Annotated in this window: 19 protein-coding genes and 2 tRNA genes; 3 read left to right on the top strand and 18 right to left on the bottom strand. The window is 47.8% G+C overall.

From position 1 onward, the window contains the following. Positions 1-232: 232 nt before the first annotated feature. Complete coding sequence (locus SPB21_RS01805) at positions 233-946, top strand: DNA-binding response regulator (RefSeq protein WP_499865213.1); 714 nt, start codon at positions 233-235, stop codon at positions 944-946. Between the two features lie 3 nt (positions 947-949). Here the strand turns inward: SPB21_RS01805 and SPB21_RS01810 are convergent, their stop codons facing one another. The 9 genes from SPB21_RS01810 to SPB21_RS01850 all read right to left on the bottom strand — a co-directional run bounded on the left by SPB21_RS01810 (position 950) and on the right by SPB21_RS01850 (position 11,164). Then, positions 950-2,587 carry an acetolactate synthase large subunit gene (locus SPB21_RS01810; protein ID WP_499865214.1) on the bottom strand — a complete coding sequence of 546 codons (1,638 nt, stop codon included), beginning with the start codon at positions 2,585-2,587 and terminating at the stop codon, positions 950-952. Between the two features lie 106 nt (positions 2,588-2,693). Beyond that, complete coding sequence (locus SPB21_RS01815) at positions 2,694-4,073, bottom strand: NAD-dependent succinate-semialdehyde dehydrogenase (RefSeq protein ID WP_163668927.1); 1,380 nt, start codon at positions 4,071-4,073, stop codon at positions 2,694-2,696. Between the two features lie 686 nt (positions 4,074-4,759). Continuing rightward, positions 4,760-5,710 (bottom strand): Sll0314/Alr1548 family TPR repeat-containing protein, encoded by a 951-nt coding sequence (locus tag SPB21_RS01820; protein WP_163702747.1) that lies wholly within the window; start codon positions 5,708-5,710, stop codon positions 4,760-4,762. A 153-nt stretch (positions 5,711-5,863) separates the two neighbouring features. Continuing rightward, entirely contained in the window at positions 5,864-7,450 is a 1,587-nt protein-coding gene (locus SPB21_RS01825) for a glycosyltransferase family 39 protein (RefSeq protein WP_499865216.1), read from the bottom strand. Positions 7,451-7,502: 52 nt separating this feature from the next. Then, positions 7,503-7,868, bottom strand: coding sequence for a dihydroneopterin aldolase (folB, locus tag SPB21_RS01830; protein ID WP_499061371.1), 366 nt, complete (start codon positions 7,866-7,868; stop codon positions 7,503-7,505). 111 nt (positions 7,869-7,979) lie between these two features. Next, positions 7,980-8,231 (bottom strand): hypothetical protein, encoded by a 252-nt coding sequence (locus SPB21_RS01835; protein WP_163668935.1) that lies wholly within the window; start codon positions 8,229-8,231, stop codon positions 7,980-7,982. Positions 8,232-8,406: 175 nt separating this feature from the next. Continuing rightward, positions 8,407-9,720 carry a glutamate-5-semialdehyde dehydrogenase gene (locus tag SPB21_RS01840; RefSeq protein ID WP_499865218.1) on the bottom strand — a complete coding sequence of 438 codons (1,314 nt, stop codon included), beginning with the start codon at positions 9,718-9,720 and terminating at the stop codon, positions 8,407-8,409. A gap of 64 nt (positions 9,721-9,784) precedes the next feature. After that, the gene (gene mazG / locus SPB21_RS01845) at positions 9,785-10,600 is read right to left on the bottom strand and encodes a nucleoside triphosphate pyrophosphohydrolase (protein ID WP_499865219.1); all 816 of its coding nucleotides are present in this window, start codon (positions 10,598-10,600) and stop codon (positions 9,785-9,787) included. A gap of 39 nt (positions 10,601-10,639) precedes the next feature. Continuing rightward, entirely contained in the window at positions 10,640-11,164 is a 525-nt protein-coding gene (locus SPB21_RS01850) for a metal-binding protein (protein WP_499865221.1), read from the bottom strand. 179 nt (positions 11,165-11,343) lie between these two features. Between SPB21_RS01850 and SPB21_RS01855 the strand changes: the two genes are divergently transcribed. Both SPB21_RS01855 and SPB21_RS01860 read left to right on the top strand, forming a co-directional pair. Beyond that, positions 11,344-11,416: transfer RNA gene (locus SPB21_RS01855), tRNA-Val, on the top strand. A 50-nt stretch (positions 11,417-11,466) separates the two neighbouring features. Then, positions 11,467-11,539, top strand: a tRNA-Val gene (locus tag SPB21_RS01860). 130 nt (positions 11,540-11,669) lie between these two features. On the opposite strand, the gene SPB21_RS01865 is transcribed toward SPB21_RS01860, so the two are convergent. The 9 genes from SPB21_RS01865 to SPB21_RS01905 all read right to left on the bottom strand — a co-directional run bounded on the left by SPB21_RS01865 (position 11,670) and on the right by SPB21_RS01905 (position 22,179). Continuing rightward, positions 11,670-12,836, bottom strand: a complete 1,167-nt coding sequence (locus SPB21_RS01865) for a glycosyltransferase (RefSeq protein ID WP_499865222.1) — start codon at positions 12,834-12,836, stop codon at positions 11,670-11,672. After that, positions 12,833-13,951, bottom strand: a complete 1,119-nt coding sequence (locus SPB21_RS01870) for an acyltransferase family protein (protein WP_499865223.1) — start codon at positions 13,949-13,951, stop codon at positions 12,833-12,835. Before SPB21_RS01870 ends, SPB21_RS01865 begins: the two co-directional genes overlap by 4 nt. A 75-nt stretch (positions 13,952-14,026) precedes the next feature. Then, complete coding sequence (locus SPB21_RS01875; RefSeq protein ID WP_499865225.1) at positions 14,027-15,088, bottom strand: glycosyltransferase family 4 protein; 1,062 nt, start codon at positions 15,086-15,088, stop codon at positions 14,027-14,029. Next, positions 15,088-16,245 carry a glycosyltransferase gene (locus tag SPB21_RS01880; RefSeq protein WP_499865227.1) on the bottom strand — a complete coding sequence of 386 codons (1,158 nt, stop codon included), beginning with the start codon at positions 16,243-16,245 and terminating at the stop codon, positions 15,088-15,090. Before SPB21_RS01880 ends, SPB21_RS01875 begins: the two co-directional genes overlap by 1 nt. A gap of 82 nt (positions 16,246-16,327) precedes the next feature. Further along, positions 16,328-17,620 carry a hypothetical protein gene (locus SPB21_RS01885; RefSeq protein WP_499865229.1) on the bottom strand — a complete coding sequence of 431 codons (1,293 nt, stop codon included), beginning with the start codon at positions 17,618-17,620 and terminating at the stop codon, positions 16,328-16,330. 4 nt (positions 17,621-17,624) lie between these two features. Further along, the gene (locus SPB21_RS01890; RefSeq protein WP_163702756.1) at positions 17,625-18,095 is read right to left on the bottom strand and encodes a hypothetical protein; all 471 of its coding nucleotides are present in this window, start codon (positions 18,093-18,095) and stop codon (positions 17,625-17,627) included. Between the two features lie 247 nt (positions 18,096-18,342). Further along, complete coding sequence (locus SPB21_RS01895; protein ID WP_163670878.1) at positions 18,343-19,788, bottom strand: O-antigen ligase domain-containing protein; 1,446 nt, start codon at positions 19,786-19,788, stop codon at positions 18,343-18,345. 78 nt (positions 19,789-19,866) lie between these two features. After that, complete coding sequence (locus SPB21_RS01900; protein ID WP_499865230.1) at positions 19,867-20,895, bottom strand: glycosyltransferase family 2 protein; 1,029 nt, start codon at positions 20,893-20,895, stop codon at positions 19,867-19,869. A 15-nt stretch (positions 20,896-20,910) separates the two neighbouring features. Then, complete coding sequence (locus tag SPB21_RS01905; protein ID WP_499865232.1) at positions 20,911-22,179, bottom strand: glycosyltransferase; 1,269 nt, start codon at positions 22,177-22,179, stop codon at positions 20,911-20,913. Positions 22,180-22,181: the final 2 nt, after the last annotated feature.

Below are 22,181 nucleotides of genomic sequence, written 5' to 3' on the forward strand. Positions count from 1 at the left end.
GAATGACTTTATAATTCATGGCAATAGGGCGATGATGGCAATATGGCAATGAATGCTAGCATTTGCAGACTGATCAAGCATTCAAAACCCCTCGGGATTCTTATCCTGGGTTCCTCGCAACTACATCTGAAGTGATAAACCGGTTAGGTAAAAACTTGCAAACCATTTGTACAATGTCTCAAGACCTGCGCAAGAATGGGCACTACGATGAGCACATCTGAAACCTGTATCCATGGCAGCTACTCCCGAGCAAATCCAAGAAGTTTTAGCGCTACGCGATCGCAAAGTAGGTCCCAAACAAATCGCCCGTAAGCTAGGTCTACGACCCGCCGAGGTCAACAATATTATCCAAACCCAGTTAAGCGCGAATCCTGAAAACCATAGTCAGCCTAAAAAGCACTCTAAGCTTAAAGAGTGCTTAGTTGATTCCCAAGGATTTGATCGCTTTTTTGGTAGCCGAAATACTCGCAAAGATCGTAAAGGGCTGTCCCAGATTATGGTGACCCGTGCCGATGGCACCCATTATCTGGTCACCACTTTTCTTATTGATGCATGGTGTCTGGGGGTAAAAGATGCCATGGGACCTCGCAAAGTTAAAACCACTGACTATCCGTTAATGCGAGAGAATGCTTATGCCCACACCATGGATGATAGCTATAGAACGATATCTCTGGAACAGGCTCAATCAGTTATCTACGGTGCTGTGGACTATGCTAAACGTCTAGGCCTTGACCCCCATGAAGACTTCGAACGGGCCAAGCATAATCTCGGCCCTCGCATGGATAATCTGCCTCGCCATGAATTTGGTAAAAACGGTAAGCCCTATTACTTTGCTGGCCCCTATGACAATCCAGATAAAATTATTGCCAAACTCAGAGAAAGCGTTGGTGAGGGCAACTTTAAATACACCATTGGTATGGACTTGGGTATGGGGACTGTACTCTAGCTATCAAATAATACAGGCCAGTTCCCGTGACTTTTCAGTGAATAGAAGATTTTCACCATAGTCAATGGGGCAGTCAATAACAGCGGGTACATCAGCTTCCAGAGCTGCTTTTAATGTGGGGATAAAGTCTTCTGTCGACGTTACTCGATAACCCTGGAGACCAAAGCTCTTGGCCAGGGCAACAAAATCAGGATTGGTAAATTTGATAAACGCAGATTCACCATAGTAATTATGTTGTTTCCACTCAATTAGACCATAGCCACCATCGTTAAAGATAATGGTGACAAAGGGAGTCCCTAAACGTAGCGCTGTTTCTAGCTCCTGGCAGTTCATCATAAAGCCGCCATCACCTGTGACCGCAACAATCTTACGGTTGGGATAGACAAGTTTAGCTGCGATCGCACCTGGTATGGCAATACCCATGGAGGCAAACCCATTGGAAATCAGACAGGTATTCGGTTGCTCACAATGGTAGTTGCGGGCAATCCACATTTTGTGGGCTCCTACATCTGAGAGCACAATGTCATCGGGTCCTACTACCTGACGCAGATCGTAGAGTAGTTTCTGGGGCTTAATGGGAAATGCCAGATCGTCACAATATTGTTCATAGTCAGCCCGCATCTCATCCCGCACCGCTTGGAATGGATAGCTTGATTTTGCATTACGTTCCACCCGTTTCAAAATCTGTTCAAGGGAATCTTCAATATCCCCAATCACTTCCACCATGGGGACATAGCTACTGTCAATTTCTGCGGGGGTCAAGCTCACATGCACAATGGGAATTTGTCCATGGGGGTTCCACTTTTTCGGTGGATATTCTACTAAGTCATAGCCCACGGCGATGACTAAATCACTTTTATCAATGGCGCAGGAAATAAAATCTCGCTGCTGCAGACCAACAGTCCAAAGGGCCAGGGGATGCTGATATGGAATGACTCCCTTACCCATAAAGGTATTGGTAACAGGAATCTGCAATTCATCCACTAGTTTAGTGATCGCTCCACTAGCCCGCGCTCGAATAGCCCCATTACCCACTAAAATTAGCGGTCGTTCTGCCCGAGAGATCGCGTCCGCCGCTTTCTGAATGGTGTCAAAGGCCGCAAAGGTTTTACCGTTGCGATCGCAGGTCAGCGGTTTTCCCTCCGCTTCCATATCGGCAATATTTTCGGGTAAGTCAATATGCACAGCCCCTGGATTGCCCGTTTGCGCTAACTTGAAAGCTTTACGCACAATTTCCGTTGTATTACTAGGTCGCACAATTTGAGTGTTCCATTTAGTCACGGGGGCAAACATCGCCACCAAATCTAAATATTGGTGAGACTCAATGTGCATGCGGTCAGTCCCCACCTGACCGGTGATAGCTACTAATGGAGCACGATCTAGATTGGCATCGGCCACCCCTGTGATTAAATTGGTTGCCCCTGGCCCCAGTGTGGATAAACACACCCCCGCCTTGCCCGTTAGCCGACCATAGACATCGGCCATAAACGCCGCCCCTTGCTCGTGACGAGTAGTGACAAACTGTATAGAAGACTGTTTCAACGCCTGAAGTACTTGGAGATTCTCTTCTCCGGGCACACCAAAAATGTACTCCACTCCTTCATTTTCGAGACAACGGACAAGGAGTTCTGCAGTGTTCATAAAAGATACCTAGGAAATGGGTAATGCAACGTCAAAATTTCAGTTGTAGGGGCGTTCCATAGGTGGCGGCGTTCCATGGAACGCCCCTACAAAACAACAAAATGCCCTAACTCACACAAACCGTCTTGGCATTGACAAACTCTAAAATGCCATGTCTGCCAAGTTCACGGCCAATACCTGACTGTTTAATGCCGCCAAAGGGCAAACGTGGGTCGGATTTTACCATGCTGTTTATAAATACAGCACCGGCTTCAATCTCATTGACCAAACGTTGTTGTTCCGCTGAATCTTGCGTCCAACCGCTAGCACCCAAGCCAAAGGCAGTAGCGTTAGCTAACTGAATCGCCTCGTCTAGATCCTGGACCCGGAAAATCAGGGCCACAGGACCAAAAAACTCTTCTTGATCAGCCGGGGTGCCGGGGGGGATATGGCTCAAAATCGTCGGTGGGTAAAAATTACCCAGCTCTAACTCAGGGGGTAATGTGGCTTTTAGTTTTTCTAGATTACCTCCCACTAGAGCCTTGGCCCCTGAAATCAGACAATCGTGGACCTGTTTGTGAATGTCCTGCAAGATAGACGGTGTTGCCAATGGACCAATGTCTGTTTCAGACTGCATGGGATCGCCTACTTTCAAGGCATTAAACTTATCCACTAAGCGTGTCTCAAACTCATCCGCAATGGTGCTAACCAAGATAAACCGCTTAGCCGCAATGCAAGATTGGCCATTGTTTTGCAAACGGGCCATAACAGCGGTCTCCACCGCCTGATCTAAGTCAGCACTGGGTAGGACAATAAAGGGATCGCTTCCCCCCAGCTCCAACACTACTTTCTTCAAATGCTGTCCAGCGGTGGCAGCCACCTGGGAGCCAGCAGGGCCACTGCCAGTGAGGCTAACGCCACGGACGCGCTCATCGGCAATCACTGTAGCCGTTTGCTCAGCCGTAATTAGCAACGTTTGAAATGCACCCTCAGGAAAACCAGCCTTGCGAAAAATTTGTTCTATGGATAGAGCACATTTAGGGACGTTGGAGGCATGCTTCAGTACGACCACGTTACCGGCCATCAGAGCGGGTGCAGCTAACCGAAACACCTGCCATAGGGGAAAATTCCACGGCATCACCGCCAAAATAATCCCTAGGGGCTGATAGCGGACGTAGCCTATGGCTGAGCGCTCATCTGCTAAATAATCTGCCCCATGCTCAGCATAGTGACGACAAACCCAGGCACACTTTTTTACTTCTGCGATCGCAGCCCCGATGGGCTTACCCATTTCCTGGGTCATGATGCGACCCAGCACCTCAGCATGGTCTTCTAAATAATCAGCAGCAGCCTGTAGCCAAGTGCTGCGATCGCTAAATGATGTCCATCGATAGTGCTGATATTGTGCTTCTCCTGCTGCTAATTTTTGCTCTATCTCGTCTAATGTCAGAGGAGAATAGGTTTTATAAACTTTACCAGTGGCCGGGTTAATACTTTGAATTGCCATCGCGGACCTCCCGTAGGTCTTCTCATCTGGCCTAGGTCTAGGCCATCATCCATTGGGTGGGTCAGATGTAGCAAAACAGTCAAGGTCGGATACACTGCACATTTTCCATCAGCTGGCTTACCCAACCCAAACCCAGAAGGTATCTCTAATGTGACAAATGTGACAATTTCCGTCTTCAGAAAAGCAGTTTCTGCATTGATTATTTACTTTTTTAAACAATTCCAAACAAATGCCGATGGTTTTTATCTGGTGACGGTTAAGAACTTGTTAAGTTAGGGAGCAATCACTATTACGACGGTTATGGTAGTAACCAAGATACCTCCTAACTGCGTCTCCAGCCCTGTTGAAGCCCGTATCGGCTAATTTATCGACAGGGCTGCTACTTTTTTAAAGCTAATTCAGTATTGATTTTTACGTTATTTCTTATTTCTTTATAAATTGAAATGGTAGTTTTTTATTCCTAATTGATTTAGATAGATCAATATCAACCATGGATTTTTATTTAAACTATTGAAATCCGGGTTTAACCAGAAACTAGTAGTCTGTCAAAGTCAAAATTTTGGGTAGGGCTGACACGGAGACACGGGGAGGGAGAGACGCGGAGACATTGATTGCTTAAACGTTTCGCGTCTCCATATCTCCTCTTCTCCGCGTCTCATTCTAAATCAGTAACGGTTTTTAGGTGATTATTCAGACTTACCTAGTTCCGCAACAAAGTCACTTGCTTCTTTGCCACAGGTCTCATGGGAGCCACCTAAAGTGCGACATTTTTCCTTATATATTTTGCGAGTAAGGCTAGGGGGTAGCTGCGCCGCATACTCCAGTGCCTTATCAAACATGGCAACACTGTCATCAGTCTCTTCCTGGCGTCGATGGAGTTGTGCCTTGAGATAAAACAGTTCTGGGTTTTCTGGGGCTGTTTCTAACGCTTGTTCTACAGCTTCCATGGCATCGGGCATCTGACCCAAATCGCGATAGCCCAGCGCAATACCACGGTAGGCTAGATAACTAGGGTTGCCATACTGTGACAGGCGCTCAATGGCGTCCTCAGGATTGGAGAAAGGTAAATTAACAGCCAACATTAAATCCATAAACCCTTTGACCAGGTTAAGTTCTGGGTCAGTGCTATCAATCTTTTCTGCTTCACCAATATGGCCAAAAACCTGTTGTAACATTGCCAATGCAGCCGGTGTACTACGGGCCACACCCTGAGTGCTCATCATGTGAGCCCCTTCCATAAAAATACCTACTGCCGAGTAAATATGTCCTCGTAATGGATCCGTTTCCAACAGAGTTTCAGCGGTGGATCTGGTTAATGCCACTTCTTCCTCTAGTTTGTCCCAGTCTTCATCAAGATAGGCCATGGATGCCGCCATGCTATGTACCAAAGGTTCGCCTGCTTCAGAATCCTTTGCCAATTCCAAAGCAGTCCGGGCTCCCACATAGTCACCTTCTTTAAAGAAGGCTTCAAAGGCCTCTTCGGCATGGGGACCAATATTGCGCTCGTCACCAGCGCGAAATGGGTCGCCAGCTAACGCCGGAGACGTCGTTATGGTCAGTGTTGCGGCCATTAGCGCCCCGAAGAACTTTAAAGAGCGTTTGGGACGATTAAAAAAATTCAAAACTCGAAACGTCATGGTGCCTATCCTAATGAAGTGGGCGCTGTGAACGATGGCAGCGCTTGCATGGGCGCTTTCAAGAAATGAGTATAGCGACTTGATTCATAAACTACTGGTAATCTATGAAACTCTTTAAGCTGTCATAGTGTGAGGCGTTGCTAACTGCGCCCCTTAAGTCGTTGTATGACACTGATATTGCTGTTGACGAGTGCCTTCTGTTTTAACCCGTTTGCCTATCTGAAAACACCTGTGTTGAGACAGGCTAACAGTGGGTGGAAATGGCCCCTGACGTTGTGGTTCTACTAACCAAAGGGTGAAATTATTGGTTGGTATGGCTGCGCTATTGTTCAGGCTGGGCTGCCAAGTTTTGACATCAGCCGACCCCGTAAAGGCAACTTGGATATTTTCACGCTGGGGAATAGCTAACACATAGCTTAAGGCACGGGCACGATAGCCGTCTCGCTGGGGGGCTACCAAAACAACCGTAGCTTCAGGATCTGCCCCTATACGTCGACCAATTTGACCGGGCAGGTAGGGTTTGAGTAAAGCGATATCGTAGCTGATCAAAACCTGGCTGAGGACACCAGCTGCGATTGCAACCCCCAATACCCAGGGTTTACATCGAGCCATTGCCATGGCTGCCATCACCGTTACCGCTGGATACAGCATAAAAAAGTAGCGGGGGGCCAGGGTGAGATCTTTGCCCAAACCATAGGTAATGGCAATCATGATGGCAAATACGGCCACACCATAGCCTACAAGTGGAGCGCCTAAATCCAGCTGCGGTTCCAAATGCCACCCCCTAATTAACGGACGCAGCACAATGCCAAAAACCACCAGCATAATTAGGGCTGACCCAATGGTGACCCATTGCGGCACCTGCTCTACAGGCAGCAAAATCAGCATAAACAGCCCGGTCACCAGGGACTGTAGCCAGGGCAATATCAGGGTTTCCCAAAGGGGGGCCGACTGACTCAGCCAACCAGTGCCGCCTTCTCTGTGAAAATGGATGAAGGCGGTGGGCAACCATGGCACATACAACAGCGCTGTACCTGCCATCGCTAGCAACCAAGGCAAGGCTTCAGAGCGTCGGTCTCGACGCCAGAGGATGCGGCTAGCGGTGATCAACCATTGGGCAATAATGCTAAAGCTATAGAAGTAGTGAACGTAAATACCTACTGCATTTAAGCCAACCCAGCTCAACCAGCGCCAGGGAGACCGATCACCCTGGAGTAAGGCCATCCAATTGGTGAGGGCAAACAGTGCGATCGCAACGGCCAAACTATAATGCCGCGCTTCCTGGGATAGGTAGATGCCGTAGGGCGACACTGCCATCAGCAGGGCGGCTATGGTGCCGACGCGTTCTCCCGCCAATCGACGTCCCAGGTAAAATGCGCCAGCGACAGCCACAATCCCCCAGAGCACGGCAAAGGCTCGTAGCGTCCAAATGGATATTCCCAGTCCGTGTAACCAAACATTCATCGCCATAAAAAACAGCGGTGGATGGTTGCTATAGGTGGTTAATGCCTGGGCGGCCTGTAGGGTAGAACCGGGAGTATCTAATAGCGCCCAGTAACGTTCCGGCGGCAGTAACGTATTCATGGGAATCTCATTCAGATTCTTCCCAAGACTATAGAACGTGGTGTAAAGCTCATCCACCCAAAGGGGCTTAGCCGCTAGACGCCACAATCGCAGGAGCGCTGCCAGTAATAAAATCAGCGCTAAAGGGTGTTGTTGATTTAGCCTCAGCTTAGGCAATGGTTTGCTCTCGCTAATGGTGCCCCCAGCATGGTAGCCGATTCACTCCAGATTAAGAACGGGTTCTCACCATTGTTATGGCCACTCGTCCATCAAAATTAGGCACTGGAGCAGTCAGTTTAGTGACTGTCACTTGAATTTTTTCTAGACGTTCATCGTTGGCAAGGGCTTGGGTTGCGATCGCATCTCCTAGCCGCTCAATGAGTTTAAATTTTTCCGTCTGAATAATCTGCTGTGTCTGCTGGATAATATCGGCATAGTTATGGGTATCTGTCAGACTGTCGGATTTGCCCGCCACCGACAAGTCCATCCACAGCGTCAGATCTATCTCAAACCATTGACCTAAAACATTCTCTTCGGGCAGGGCCCCAATGTAGCCATAGGCACGGATGCCGGTCACATTAATACGATCAGCCATTTAACAGTTATCTAAACTATTTCCAATCAAGGAATCTCCACTGCCGGGTGAACCTCTATGGGTCCTAGTCTTGCCGCTGACTGAACCCGCTACAGTCAGCGGCCACTAAAATCAGCTGCCAATATGGGAAAGTACCGAACCCACTATCAAAAGAGCTGTACTAATGGCGAATTTTTGTAATGCTTCTCTTTTAAAAGCCTCTCCTAGTTGAATATTGCTATCTGTACTTTCATTGTCGGTGCCAACTTTTTTGGAAACCTTTGCCCCAAGCGTGCTACTCCATGCCAATAGAAACCATAGGAGAAACCAGGCCATATTGACAGCTCCTATCAACAGGAAAGCCGTGCCAATCAGTGCAATCATGAAAGTCTTTTTGTTGTTCTGTTGTGGGGACGTTTCATTCTAGGCGACACAATATGGGGTTGGCCATAGGTGGCCACAATCTAGTGACTAAAGTCATGAAGGGGCTTAAATGGTCTATAGAAAGGCTGATGCTATCCCCATAATCCAGCTGTCGATTAACAACATCCATTAACAATCAGGCTAAATCGCGATGGGTAAATGGTTTAGCGTTTTCTCCTGAGTAGGTGGCAACAACATGACCGTTGCCGACTACCTGATATTTATAGGTCACCAAACCCTCTAACCCAACCGGGCCACGGGGAGGCATCTTTTGGGTGCTGATGCCTACTTCAGCGCCAAAGCCATAGCGAAAACCGTCGGCAAAGCGGGTAGAGCAGTTGTGATAAACGCCTGCGGCATCCACCTGGGCCATAAATCGATCGGCAGTGGCTTGGTCTTCGGTTGCGATCGCATCCGTATGCCGTGACCCATAGGTATTAATGTGGTCAATCGCCGCATCCACTGAATCCACCACTCGAATCGCCAAAATCAAATCACTGTATTCAGTGGACCAGTCGCTCTCCGTTGCTGCCTGAATATCAGTTAAAACCTGTCGTGTAGCATCATCCCCTAGCAGTTTCACCCCTTCTTTCCCTAGAGCCTCAGCTAGAACGGGCAAGGCCTGAACTGCAATATCTTTATGAACTAGCAACGTCTCAATGGCATTACAGGCCGATGGATAGCCCACTTTGGCATCCACAGCAATTTTGGCCGTCTTTTCTAAGTCGGCTGCCACATCCACATAGAGATGACAGATACCATCCGCATGGCCAAGCACAGGAATGCGAGTATTCTCTTGAACAAAACGGACAAAGGCATTAGATCCGCGAGGAATAATCAGGTCCACATAGCTGTCTAGCTCCAGCAGCGCCCGCGTCTCTTCCCGCGTAGTCAACAGCTGCACCGCATTGGGGTCCACCCCTGCATTGGTCAATCCCTGACGAATGGCCTTAACCAGAGCCTGGCAGGAACGTACAGCCTCTTTCCCCCCTTTAAGGATGACACCGTTACCAGATTTCACAGCCAGTGTGGAAATCTGCATGACAGCATCGGGGCGGGACTCAAAAATAATCCCTAGTACTCCCAGCGGACAGGCTATCCGCTTGAGCTCTAGGCCATCGTCCAATTCCCGATGAATCTGGACTGCACCAGCTGGGTCGGGCAGCTTAGCCACATCCCGGACACCCTTAATCGCTCCATTTAGCTTCACAGCATCCAGCTTTAGCCGTCCGTAAAGGGGCTTCGCCAGGTTATCGGCTAACGCCGCCTGCAAATCAGCTTCATTGGCGACTGTGATATCTGCCGCCGCCGCTTCTAACGCCTGGGCAATGGCCTCAATGGCCTCGTTTTTTTGCTGGGTGGACAGACTGGCCAGGGTGCGGGCTGCTTGACGTGTGCTGGTTGCGATCGCAACCAAAGAATTCTCAACAGCAGCCGAAGATACAGACATGGGGTTCCGTGGGATGTTTACTCATTTCATCTAGGTTACCTAGAATAACGCGTCCTATGCGTCCTCAACCTTCCCCCGCAATCTTCCGTTTTGCGCGCTGCCAGAGCGCCTCTAGTTCCTCAATGCTGTGATCATCCAAAGGCTTTTCCGCTGACTGCTCCAGCAGTCCAAACCGTTGCACAAAGCGACGATTTGTCCCCTGTAGAGCCGCCACCGGGTCAATGTCACACCAGCGGGCCACCTGCATTAAACTAAATAGCACATCACCAAACTCAGCTGCCTGGTTCTCGGCACTTTCATGGGCCAGAGCATGGCGAAATTCTCCCAGTTCCTCCTCCACCTTTTCCCACACACCATCCAGGGTTTCCCACTCAAACCCAGCCTTAGCCGCTTTCTTAGAAATTTTCATGGTGGCAGTCATTGGAGGCAACGTACGGCCATAACGAGCCAGCTTAGAGGTTAAGGTCTGCTCATCTTGATTGCCCTTCTCTGCCGCTTTGATAGCTTCCCAAGTAACATGCACCTCTTCGGGGGTTGCCGCTTGGCTGTCACCAAATACATGGGGATGACGTCGAATCAGTTTTTCCGCAATGCCTTGAGCCACATCTCCAAGGTCAAACGCATCTGTCTCACTAAAGATTTGCGACTGCAACACCACCTGCAGCAACAAGTCCCCTAGCTCCTCAGCCATATGATCACGGTCACCTTGTTGAATTGCATCGACCACCTCATAGGCTTCCTCCAGCACGTAGGGAGTCAGACTCTCAGGCGTCTGGGCCAGATCCCACGGGCAGCCGCCTTCAGGGTTACGCAGCTGAGCCACGACATCAATCAGACGCTGGAGGGATTCTAATGTTTTAGATTGCAGGTTTATGGTCATGGATTTTAGCAATAGAGGCAGGTTGTGACTAAGCTCAGCCTATCGTTTACGACGGCCCTGATGACGCCGCTTTTTCTTATATGCGGAGACTAGCCAGTCGCTGGTGTAATGACTCAGTGCCCCGAGTTCAAGGCCCACTAGCAACGCTAGCCACTCCCTCCAGTATTGAACAAACAGGCTGACTAAGATGGGTTCGAGCCTTTGCCAAGATAGCTGGGCCTGCCAGAAATGATTGATTGCAAGTACCCCTACAGTTGTAAACAGCGCAATCCAAACACCTAGATAAAGCACCCGAACTATCGTGCCAATCAGAGGGCCGTGGGACCACCTAGAACGGTGTTTGATAGCCACCTGATAGGGATACCAAATCCAGTGCATCAGACCCCATCGGCGATATTGCACTGACTGAATATCTAGATCGGGACCCATCATCAAGCCACTGAGCAAAAAGCTGAGACCGACAATAACGGTTAGCGGCATATCAAGGGTTATGAAAAAAGCGCCTATCAGCACCAGAGGTAATAGCCACAGCGTAATTCGGTCATGATGTTTTCCAGATGGCATAGGTCCTCAACAGCACAGCGCCCGTTCCTCGGGTTTTAATAATACAAATGAATTACCGCTGTTTTGAAAAAAGATTACCTTTGACCGCTGTCACCTGAATTACATTTTCTTTGAAAAAAAGTTCGCCTTTAGTCGCTGTCATCTGTTAATATCTATTCCTGTGCAAACACGCAGTTTACGGACGGTTAGCTCAGTTGGTAGAGCGCCTGCCTTACAAGCAGGATGTCACTGGTTCGAGCCCAGTACCGTCCATACTTACCCTATAGGTAAGTCACTTAAGTCCTGTTGGCACAGGCAATTGCGGACGGTTAGCTCAGTTGGTAGAGCGCCTGCCTTACAAGCAGGATGTCACTGGTTCGAGCCCAGTACCGTCCATTCAGTTTCAATTTAAGCTGGTTAAAGCTGCAGGTGAAGTAGCATAATGCTCTAATTCTTTAGAGAGTCTCTAGTTCTTTAGAGAGTCTATGCACAAGTATTTATGCGGTAAGGTTTAAGTGGCTCAAAGCTAAACCTTGATCATCTCACTGAGTAACTGTGAAATTTGACCGTTAGTAGTTTCTAAATTAAACCTTTGACCAGCTTGCACCTGTGCCTTTTGTGCAAGGGCTTCCGATTGACTAGACTGATCCTGACAGGTACTGATAATATCCGCCAACTTTTCAGCATCTCCAGGAGGCGTTAACCAGCCTGTTTGCCCATGGTTAATCAACTCCACAGCCCCTCCGGCTGCGGCAGCCACCACTGGGGTGCCGCACAACATCGCTTCCACAATCACCCGCCCAAAGGGCTCAGGGGCTGTAGATGTATGGGTGACTAAATCACAGGCTGCCATCAATTGAGGAACATTAGACCGAAACCCCAGAAACTTTACTCGATGCTCCAGATTAAGGCCCTGAATCTGTTGATGTAGGTGTTGCACGTACTCTTGCTCACCAAACAAGGCATCACCCACAAATACGGCCATAACATTCTCTGGACAATATTGCAGAGCTTCAATCAGCACATGCTGACCTTTCCAAGGAGAAAGACGACTAAAATGTCCAACCACAAATGGAGAAATACCCTCTGTGAGATCAGATAGTTCGGAGACTATTTCTCCTTTTAAAAACTCTTGCTGGCTACTACAATCAGCGTAGTCTTCCAGGCGAAACCCGTTATAAACAACATGCACTCGATCTGCTCGTCCGCCTGCTTGAATAAATGCTTCACAACTAGCGTGAGAATTAGCGATCACTAAAGCCGCTCGGTTGGCCAATGTAATAATAATGCGACGATTGACCGAACTAAAGTGGTCAGGGGAAACAATGTCGTGCAAATGATAAACAAAAGGACGACCACTTAAAACACTGGCAAAGGCTCCAACCACTAAAGCTTTTTGGGTGTTGGCATAGATCACATCATATTGCTTGCTGAGTTGGGCTACCCTAATAATCAAAGGGATTAACCGGTTGAGACTCTTGAGTCCTGCCAGCAGACCACTTGCCTTTTGTACCTGCAAAGCTTGGTCAGCAAGAATTTTGATCGGAATATTGTTTTGGCGTAGGTGCTCCGGGAATGTTCCCTCATTAAACACACTCACCAGGCTAGTTGTAGAAAACTGCTGCGCAATATCGGCTAAACAAAGTTCAGCACCTCCTAGCTTGCCACTCTGGTCTAGAAACAGAATCTTCATGCTCGTTTATACGCTAGACGATTTTTAAATATTGACGCGAGTCTCTTTTCAACATAAAAGTGGATAATACACCCAATCAAAACCGTTGCCACACAGGCCAACATCATCCCTATTGTATAAAAACCAATACTGTTGATACCTATGACCTGAATCACTTTGGTGAATATGGACAAGATCAGATAGTGGGTGAGATAAATGGAAAAAGAAGCTGTTCCTAAAACCACGAATCCTTTACTAACCGACAGCTTATGATCCTTTTCTAGAAAAGCAGCACCTCCTACAATTAAGATTGACGATAGGCCATAGGCTACAAATTCATAATAGTGAGCAAAGCCCGAGTTATTAGCACTTGTCTGGAGAATATACACATCTAATAATCCTGACATCATAAAGGTGCAGCAGCCCGTTAATAATATCCATAAACTGACCGACTTTTTCAGTTGGATTCGTCTAAAGAAAATACCAATTAACCATCCGCCTGCAAATTCAAAATTATAGTAAGAGAAAATAAAATTTAGCAGAAAGTGATTGTTGTTCCGAAGCTGAAAACCTGAGAGTATATCAGTTAACATAAAAACTGCTGACACTGACAAACCAGCAAGAATAAGTTTAGATGCCACTTTAGGCAACAGAATAACAGCAGTAAACGCTAAGTAGAATAATACTAAATGGCTTAGGAACCAGGCTACGGAAAGTATGGGCGGATGCTCCTGGGGAATAAGTAGCAATGACTTGATAATGACACCAATATCTTGCTCATGACCTTTTCCAAAGGATGGAACTAAAAAGTAAACTGGAATTACGCAGAGGCTCAGCAACCAATAGAGGGGATAAATACGAACACAGCGCTTGATTAGAAAAGCTTTTGCCGTATGCCGATGACCCATATATTTAAAGCTCGACAGTGCTAAGAAGAAGCCACTCAAGACAAAAAAGAAATCAACGCCCGAATCTCCAAAATCAAATAAAGATAGTAAAAAGGGTTGATCAAATTTGAGAGCAAATAACTCCGCTGCATGAAAGGCAACAATAAGTAGAGCCGCTATCCCTCTGAGACTTTCTAAAAGCTCCAACTTTTGAGGGGATTGTTTTATCATCTTATTGGCGTACGTCATAGATCCCTGGTATTGCTTTAAGTTGGGGAGTAGGGAGTGGGGTAATAGGTAATAGGGAGTAGTTTTTTATATCAGTCAATTGGGTTTGAGCTCGTCATATACTCCGAGAGTTTCGGTGGCAACACGGGTAGCATTAAGCCAGTCAAGATTTTTTTGAGCCTGTTCTTTCCAATAATTGAGTTTGGTAGAATGCTTCAGCAGATCGGCTATGGTTGTGGCCAGGGCCTGACTGTCGCCTGGTGGCACTAACAACCCGGCTTTGCCATGCTCCAATACTTCTGGGATGCCGTCAACGTGACTAGCGACGATGGCACAACCAACTTCTCGGGCTTCTGAGATAGCCAATCCAAAGGGTTCTCGATGGGAGGCTAGAACAAAAACATCTGTCGATAATAGATAGGCGCGAGGATCAGACTGAAACCCTTCAAAATGAATGCGATGTGCTACACGGGTTTGGCGGGCCTGGGACTGAAATTGCTCTTTTTCCGGACCATGGCCCACCAGGTACAGATGGGCCTCTGGAAAATCTGAAGCCACTCGTTCAAATGCCGCAATCAGCTCAGAAATTCCCTTGCGAGAGTTCATGCCAGCCACTGTGGTAATTGCTGGGCGCTGTAAATAGGCAGGAGAGCACTCTGTTAAGGCACCTACCCGAGGACTTTCAAGGGTGCCGTTGGTGACAACTCGCAGCTTGCGTGTGGGAATACCTCGCTGCTGCATCGATTTAGACACCGCCTGGCTCACGGCAATGACGCGATCGGCCAGACCCATGAACTTGGCGCTTTCTTGAAATTCGTTGTGAACGGTTGCTACTAAACCGTATTTACTCCAAAGCTTTAAACCGCGAGCCAGGACAGCCCCTGTCATCATGTGGGCATGGACAATGTCAGGCTTTACCTGACGCACGATTGTACGATACTGGGACGCTGCATGCATCAAATTACGCCAGGTTCGGGTTTGGTTTAACCGAAAATGGGTCACCTGATATTGGTCCAACAATGCTTCATATTCACCGCCACCAGAGATAACACTGACCTCATATCCAGCTTGAGCCTGAAGGCAAGCCAAATCCACCGCAACGTTGACAATCCCATTCCCTACTTTTTGAATATGGTTGAGGATGTGTAGGACTCGCATTATATGGCTCCAGCAGTGGTTTGTTGCATAGCCTGTAAACTGTTCAAGACGTCTAGATATTGGCGCACGATGCAGTCTATGGTGAAGGCTTGCGATCGCGCCTTCAGCACCGTGGTATCCATGGGGTCTTTCAGGGTCGAGACGATAGCATTAGCCATCGCTTCATAGTTACCCACCGGCACCAGTGCACCGTACTGACCCTTGTTTAAAATTTCCGCCGGACCGCTCTCACAGTCAGTGGATACCACCGAGGTGCCAGCTGCGATCGCTTCTGCCACCACATTGCCAAAGCCCTCATAGATAGACGACAACACAAAGACATTGGCTCTCGCCATATAGGCATAGGGATTCTCCACAAAGCCCAGAAACAACACATCGTCCTGTAATCCAAACTTTTCAATTAAGGCATCCAACTCAGGCTTAACCTCAGGCTCTCGCGGATCTACATCTCCCAAAATCATTAGCCGTGCCGGATGTTGTTTACGCACAAGGGCAAACGCCTGTACAAGGGTGGCAAAACTCTTTTGTTTAACAATCCGTCCCACCCCCAACAACACAGGCGGTTGACCTTCTTCAAACCATGGATGAGCAATGGTTTCCTGCGCTTTCTGAGTAAAGTCTGAGGTAACCACGGGGTTATGGATAACCGTCATCTGCTGCATTGAGATTTGGGTATGTTGCTCCAAATCACGGGCCACCCCCTCTGATGCGGTCACAATGGCATCGGCCCATGGATAAAACCGCTTGACCACCGCCCACTTAATCTTTTGCATCAGCATGGCGTGGCGATCTTGAAACTGTTGGGACAGATTGGTTTGAACACACATCACCACCCGCGTGTTCACCCCCGCTAAAAGTTTTGCCCAAGTAGCAGAGCTAAAAATATCCAGCGTTGAGATTAAGAAAGCAGGCTGTTCCTGCTTCAGATACTGTTTTAGGGCCAATGTCTTAAACAGAAGTACAGGTGATTTGGCCTCTAAATTTATCAGCCGGATATTGTCTGGAATATTCGATAGATAGGCTCCCTCAGCCTTGGCAACCACTAGATCAACAGCAAATCCTCGCTCAGCAAATCCTTCCGCCAGGTGGAGCATGACTCGCTCCGCCCCGCCGCCATCAAGATTGGGAATAAATAAACTAATAAATGGTTTTGGCATTTTGACTCTTAAAGATCGAATACAAAATCTCTGGCATCAATCGCTACTCGTTAAGCCGTAGAGAGCACAAGCTATATTGCATCTACGCTGGAGTAAGCTCCACCACCAAGGGTTCATCAGCAACATTTAAGACCAGTGACCGAGGATTGTTATACCTGGCCGTAGCATCCGTTGACCTTAGGGGTTGATAGAGGCTGGCGGATCTAATGGCCGTGGTTAATCTCACTGTCACTGCCTGGGTTGGCACTGAAATATCTCGCTTGTTGGATACATCAAAGCTTGGCACCTCTTGCCAGAGAATCAGATAAAAGCGTCCATCCCGTTTTTGTAGCAAGGTGTGATGCACATTTGTTGTTGCTCCAACCATAGTGTAGCTGAGAGCACCTGGCGAGAATACACCTTCCCCATCTCGCAATAGCGCTATTAGGTTCTGTAGCGCAGTAAACGCTGGTTTAGGGGTGCCATTTTGCCGCAGAATACCAAAATTCCCCTCCTTATCAGCCGTCTGCCACTTGTCGATGAACTCATTGATATATACTCGCTGAATATCGCGATTAAAATATTCCAGCCAAAGGCGAGGGACATACTTTCCAGCCGCTGCTTCTGAAATGCCTGGCTGACCAGATTCAGCTGCAACTGCATTATGCCAGCCAGTCTCTGTTGCGATCAGAGGCTTATCAGGACAGATTTGTCGTGTAGATGGAATCCAGTGCCAATCTAAGCCCGCTGTCGGAGGCTGGCCGCCGGGGTAGCTATGCATCGCTCCATAATCACAAACAACTTTACCCAGCGATGTGGCATTATGCCAAAGGGCCACCGTCGGGCTCAGTACGTCAAGTCTGGCGGTGGCTGGATCTTGCTTGACAGCATTGAAAAGTTCAAACTGAAACAATCTTACTCCCTGGGGAAAGGGCTGTCCTTTGTAGGATAAATCAGGCCAAACATCCCACTCATTCGGACCTTCAACCGCCTCGACCGCTGTGGGTATTGCCTTCACAATATCAACGGCAACGGAGGCATCTTGCTGATCTCTGGGATCTATTACTAACGTGGACTTGATACCGACGGTGGCAAGATCCACAAATTTTTGCTGGGTTTCTCGATCATCTAGCCGAACGCCGTCTCGAATATGACGCACACCCAGTTCTTGTAATCTCGGCTTAATAATGGAATCGTAATTACGGTAGGCACTATTGGATCTGTTTAGATGGACAACAACACCCAGTGAATCAATAAATGAGCTAGCCGCGTGAGCCGTTTCGGATGGGTTCTGGGATTGACCTGGCAGCACCGTACTACAGGCAAATACAGTGCTCACCAATAACACAAGCAAATACTGACGACGCTGAATCCAGGGTGACAACAACGATTTCATAGGTTTAGATTTCCAAAAATCTCCGATAGAGCGAATTAGCGGTGGGTAAGAGCGGATGTTCTTTCAGTTCTTGAAGCACATCCTGTTTAATTCGAGCCTTAGCTACAGTTGGAATAGCAACTAAATGCTCAGGTTGTTTCAGTTGTTTTTGAGTTTCCTGTAGCTGATTAAAAATCGTATCTCGGGTTTCAGGGGTAATGGGCTCCATATGAAATGAAGTGCCATAGCGCTGGTTGATTCTTTCCACCACATACTGAGGGCGTTGGGTTGTATCTTTGAAGTCTGAAATGGTGACATCATCGCGAACGGGCCAAATCTTCTCGTAAAAATTGATGTAGCTTTGAATGGAAAAACGTGTAGACAGAGTACGATCAACCACCAAAACAGAAGCGATAGCATCAATGGGATTGCGAATCAACACAACACAGGGAATGCCATAGTTGACAGCTTTAATGACCTGCAATGGCGCGTGCATATGGTGCGCGGCTTTAGCAGTCGGATTATACAACCGAAACATCTTCGCAAAAAAAGAGTTCGCCGAGCGGGGGAACCCTTCTATACAAATATCTTTATCAGGTGATATTTTCTTCCATCGGTTTTTTTCAGAAAAAGGAAGGAACTGAAACAGGATTTCATGGCGTCCCATGATGTGTCCTGTTCGATATTTTGTATTTTTAATCAGGCCTTTAGCAATCATGATTTTAACTGTTTAGATTATGGAGTTAATTTTGGTCCCAAATTTCATAACGCTCAAATTTGGATTTGGCATGATAGCGGGATGCCGCTAGGCCAATGCCTAAAAAGCCCCACAGCACCATGCCAACAACACCCACCATGGAGACATTGAGACCCATCTGAGCAAAAATGCCAAATGCGATCGCACGCGATGCACTGGCAAATGTATCAAAACTCGCTTCGGTTCCCTCAAACAGCTTGAAGAAGATCAAAAATACTCCGGTAATGTAAGGAATTGTTCCCATCCACCCCAAAGAAAATAACAATGTCAAAATACCGCTGTCCTGGCTTCCTAAACGGCTACTTTCTACCACCGTTCCCAAACCGCGACCCACACCTTCAGTAAGAGCCTGCCCGAGCAACTCGTTATAGCCATCCAAACGGGCTTGATAACTACCATCCTCTTGGGTGTTTGACAGAGATTCTAATCGAGGAGCAATCTCGCTGGCCAGGGGCTCTACGGAGGCTAATGGAACCACCAATAAAGCCATACTCATTAGAGTAATGAGCAACCTAACTTGCAAGTGTGATTTAAGTGAGGGCAGATAAAGCATTAGCGCAGCCACCCAGCTCAGCCACCCTGAGCGAGCCAGGGTCAGTAAAAAGGAGAGATATCCGACGCCAGTGGCAACAAACTTTATGCTTTCGCGATTACTCAACAGCAAAATCAGCCCTGCCATAATCACAGCTGCAAACGGCTGAGGAGAATTCATCGTGCTCCATACCCGAATCCCTAAGGGTTCTGGATAACCAAACACATTTGTATCCACCGCATTGCTTAACCAAAAGCGATCCCATTCCGGAGCTGTTAGATACTGCCATACGCCGTAGCCCCCCATCACCAAAGTCCCCCAGAGGAAGGTGCGCTGGATTGTTTGACGACACACAGGATATTGACGCCAGTTAACAAATAGGTGAAAGCCAAATAGGAGTGGGGGCAGCCAGTTTAACAATGCAACAAGGGTGCCTGCTACCGAGTTTTGCACTAGGCCCATCAGAAATCCATAAAAGACGCTGACAAAACAGAGAATAAAGGGCAGTCCCCCCTGACGATGAATCTTCGGCAAATAGCGCACCAGTGTGGCAGCAGAGATTAAGGTCACCAAAGGGGGTGCCAATAAGACAATGCTAGGATCTTGCCAACCACTGCGCTGATCAATTAACCGACGTACCAGGGGCGTTAAAAACCAAATCCACCAGGTAAATCCTATGTAGAGTAAGGGATAACGCACATACAACAAAACACCGACGGCAGTGGCCATCAATGGAAATAACAGCCGTAACAGGCTGCCTGCTCCAGCAACCGTGCCCAGGCCTGTGATTAGCACCAAGCTCAGAATACCGGTCCAGGCTAACGCAGGCCGAAAACGCAGCCATGAAAACGTGCCATGGCTCGGGAAATAATTGCCTGGTTGTTGCTCTTGCAAGATCATCTAATGGCGTTAGAGGTCTATCTCAGAAATCTGTCTTGGAATTATTAGCATCAGAAAATAAATAGCCGGCGCTGTCTGCTATCGGAATCTTGTGAACAGTCCAGGACTGCGCATATGGGCTAAGGAGTAGGCCATGGACTGTGGTAGGTAGCTGGCGCTAAGTGCCACCAGCGTACGCAAATTGAAAGTCTGATGCCGTAAGGCTTGTTTCAGATGAAAACGGGCATCGTCAAGCTGCCCAAGCCGCAGAAAACCAATTCCTAAGGTAGTACTGGCGTGGGCCAATTCCCGTTGAAAATAAGGCCGATAGTCTTGGAGATTTTCATCCTCCATAAACTGTTGATGACAAAATGTAGCAGCTTTGCCCTTACGGATTTTTGCCTGAATATTACGGTTTCCACTAACCATGTTTTCAGACTGAGCATGCACCCGATAATAGGCCAAGCGCTCATCGCAGTAGTAGGCCCCTTTCCCTGAACGGCAGGCTAGATAAGCGATGTAGTAATCCCAAAACACCCCTGCCTTAAATAGCTGCTCCCAAGGTACAGCAGCCCTACGAATTAATGCAGCGGATGCGGTAAAGACCGCCTGATCAACTAAACCAATCTTCCAGAAAGGCTGATAAACACCTTCTTGTAGGTGATGACGTTTTTCTTTTTGAGTCTGTTTTTTACTGGCTGACCATTGGACAATACCATTGTCATCAATCACGTAATAGTCACAGAACGCCAGCACTAATTCTGAATTTTCTTCCAGCGGCTGCACCAGTGTTTCTAGAAAGTCGCTGGCCCAGCGATCGTCATCGTTGAGACTGGCCACATATTTGCCATTAGACTCAGCAAAAGCATAGCTCGTGTTTAAGCCAACACCCAGATTTCTAGAATTACGTCTGAGGCGCAGGCGGGGGTCTTGAAATGAATTAACCATGTCTTCCGGACTGTGATCGCTACAGTCATCCGAAACAATGATCTCAAGATTGGCATAGGTTTGATTAACGACACTTGCGATCGCTTCTTTTAAATAAGCCGGGCGATTATAGGTGGGAATAATCACACTAATCAGTGGCAGTTCTGAATTATGCGTTTTTTCTAAAGGATTATCCATCATCAAAAGAGTATTGAACTAAGAGGTGGCTAATGAAGGCACGTTAACTGTTGAATCTGGTGCCAAAGCAGCTCGCACATGGTTTTGAATCAGCTGAATAACGTTGGCGCGATCGTACTGCTGAGACGCTTGTTGGTGGGCAGCAGAGCCCAGACGTTGACAGAGATGATCGTTGCTCAACAAGTCAATGCAGGCTTGCGCCATCCCCTGGGCTGACGTTCTAATCAGTACATCGTCACCGTCATTGAGAGATAATCCTTCAGCGCCAATGGAAGTGGAGACAATGGGTTTGCCATAGGCTGCGGCCTCAATAATTTTGACACGGGTGCCGCTACCCGACAAAATTGGGCAGCAGACTATTCGGCTACGGGCATAGAGCTCATCCAAATTTTCAACAAAGCCAGTAAACTCCACTCCCGGAATTCTTGAGTGATAGCTGCGAATATTCTCAGGATGGGTGCCAGCAATGATTAACTTAGCATCGGATCTGACCTTGGTAATCTGGGGCCAGACTTGCTCAATCAAAAAGTTAGCGGCATTGAGATTAGGGTAATAGTAATAGCCGCCGAGAAACATGATGGTAGGTTCAGGGCAGAGGGATTGTGGCTTGGGAATTGCCACTGCATTGGGCACGCTCACTACTCCCTTTAGTCGTCCTTGCTGAGTCAAATATTGCTGATCTAACTGAGAACAAACAAATGTGCGTAGAGCTGTTTGCACGCTGCGCCGTTCTCCCCACCAGAGGGCAGGAATTTGCAAGTAATAAAGCTTTGTTATCAATCGAGTAGGCGGCTGACGAATCTGACGGGCAAACGAAATATGTTCAACATCATCCAGGTCAAAGAACAATGGCGGCAGGGTTTTCTGAGTTTGCAAAATAGGCGTCATTGATTCTAGGCGATGGCAGAAAATTGCATCGGGCTGCCGTTCTAAGCAAGTCTCTAAAGCCTTTACCTGTTTAGCCGCGCTAGTTGCCACAAAATTCCCCTGGGCACGATAGTCAAAGATGGGGGCAAACTGTCGCTGCCATTTGGGTCTTGAATTATCAGCTGTGTGTTGCGGGCATAGGAACAGGTTAATGGGTGCTCCCCAATGTTCTGATAGGGCTTTTTGGTGAGTTGCGATCGCATCCACAGAACAATCGACATCCGCTGGCACATAAAACAGGACGTCAAGCTGTGCCATCGCCTTCAACGCATCCAGAAATAAATTAAACCGCCTAAAGGTGCCCTGAACATCTCGTTTAAGATCCGTAGGAAATCGGCAGGAAATAAGTAAGATTCTCATGG

It is taken from the genome of Leptothoe sp. ISB3NOV94-8A, from assembly GCF_043421595.1.
Classification (GTDB): domain Bacteria; phylum Cyanobacteriota; class Cyanobacteriia; order Phormidesmidales; family Phormidesmidaceae; genus Leptothoe; species Leptothoe turfae.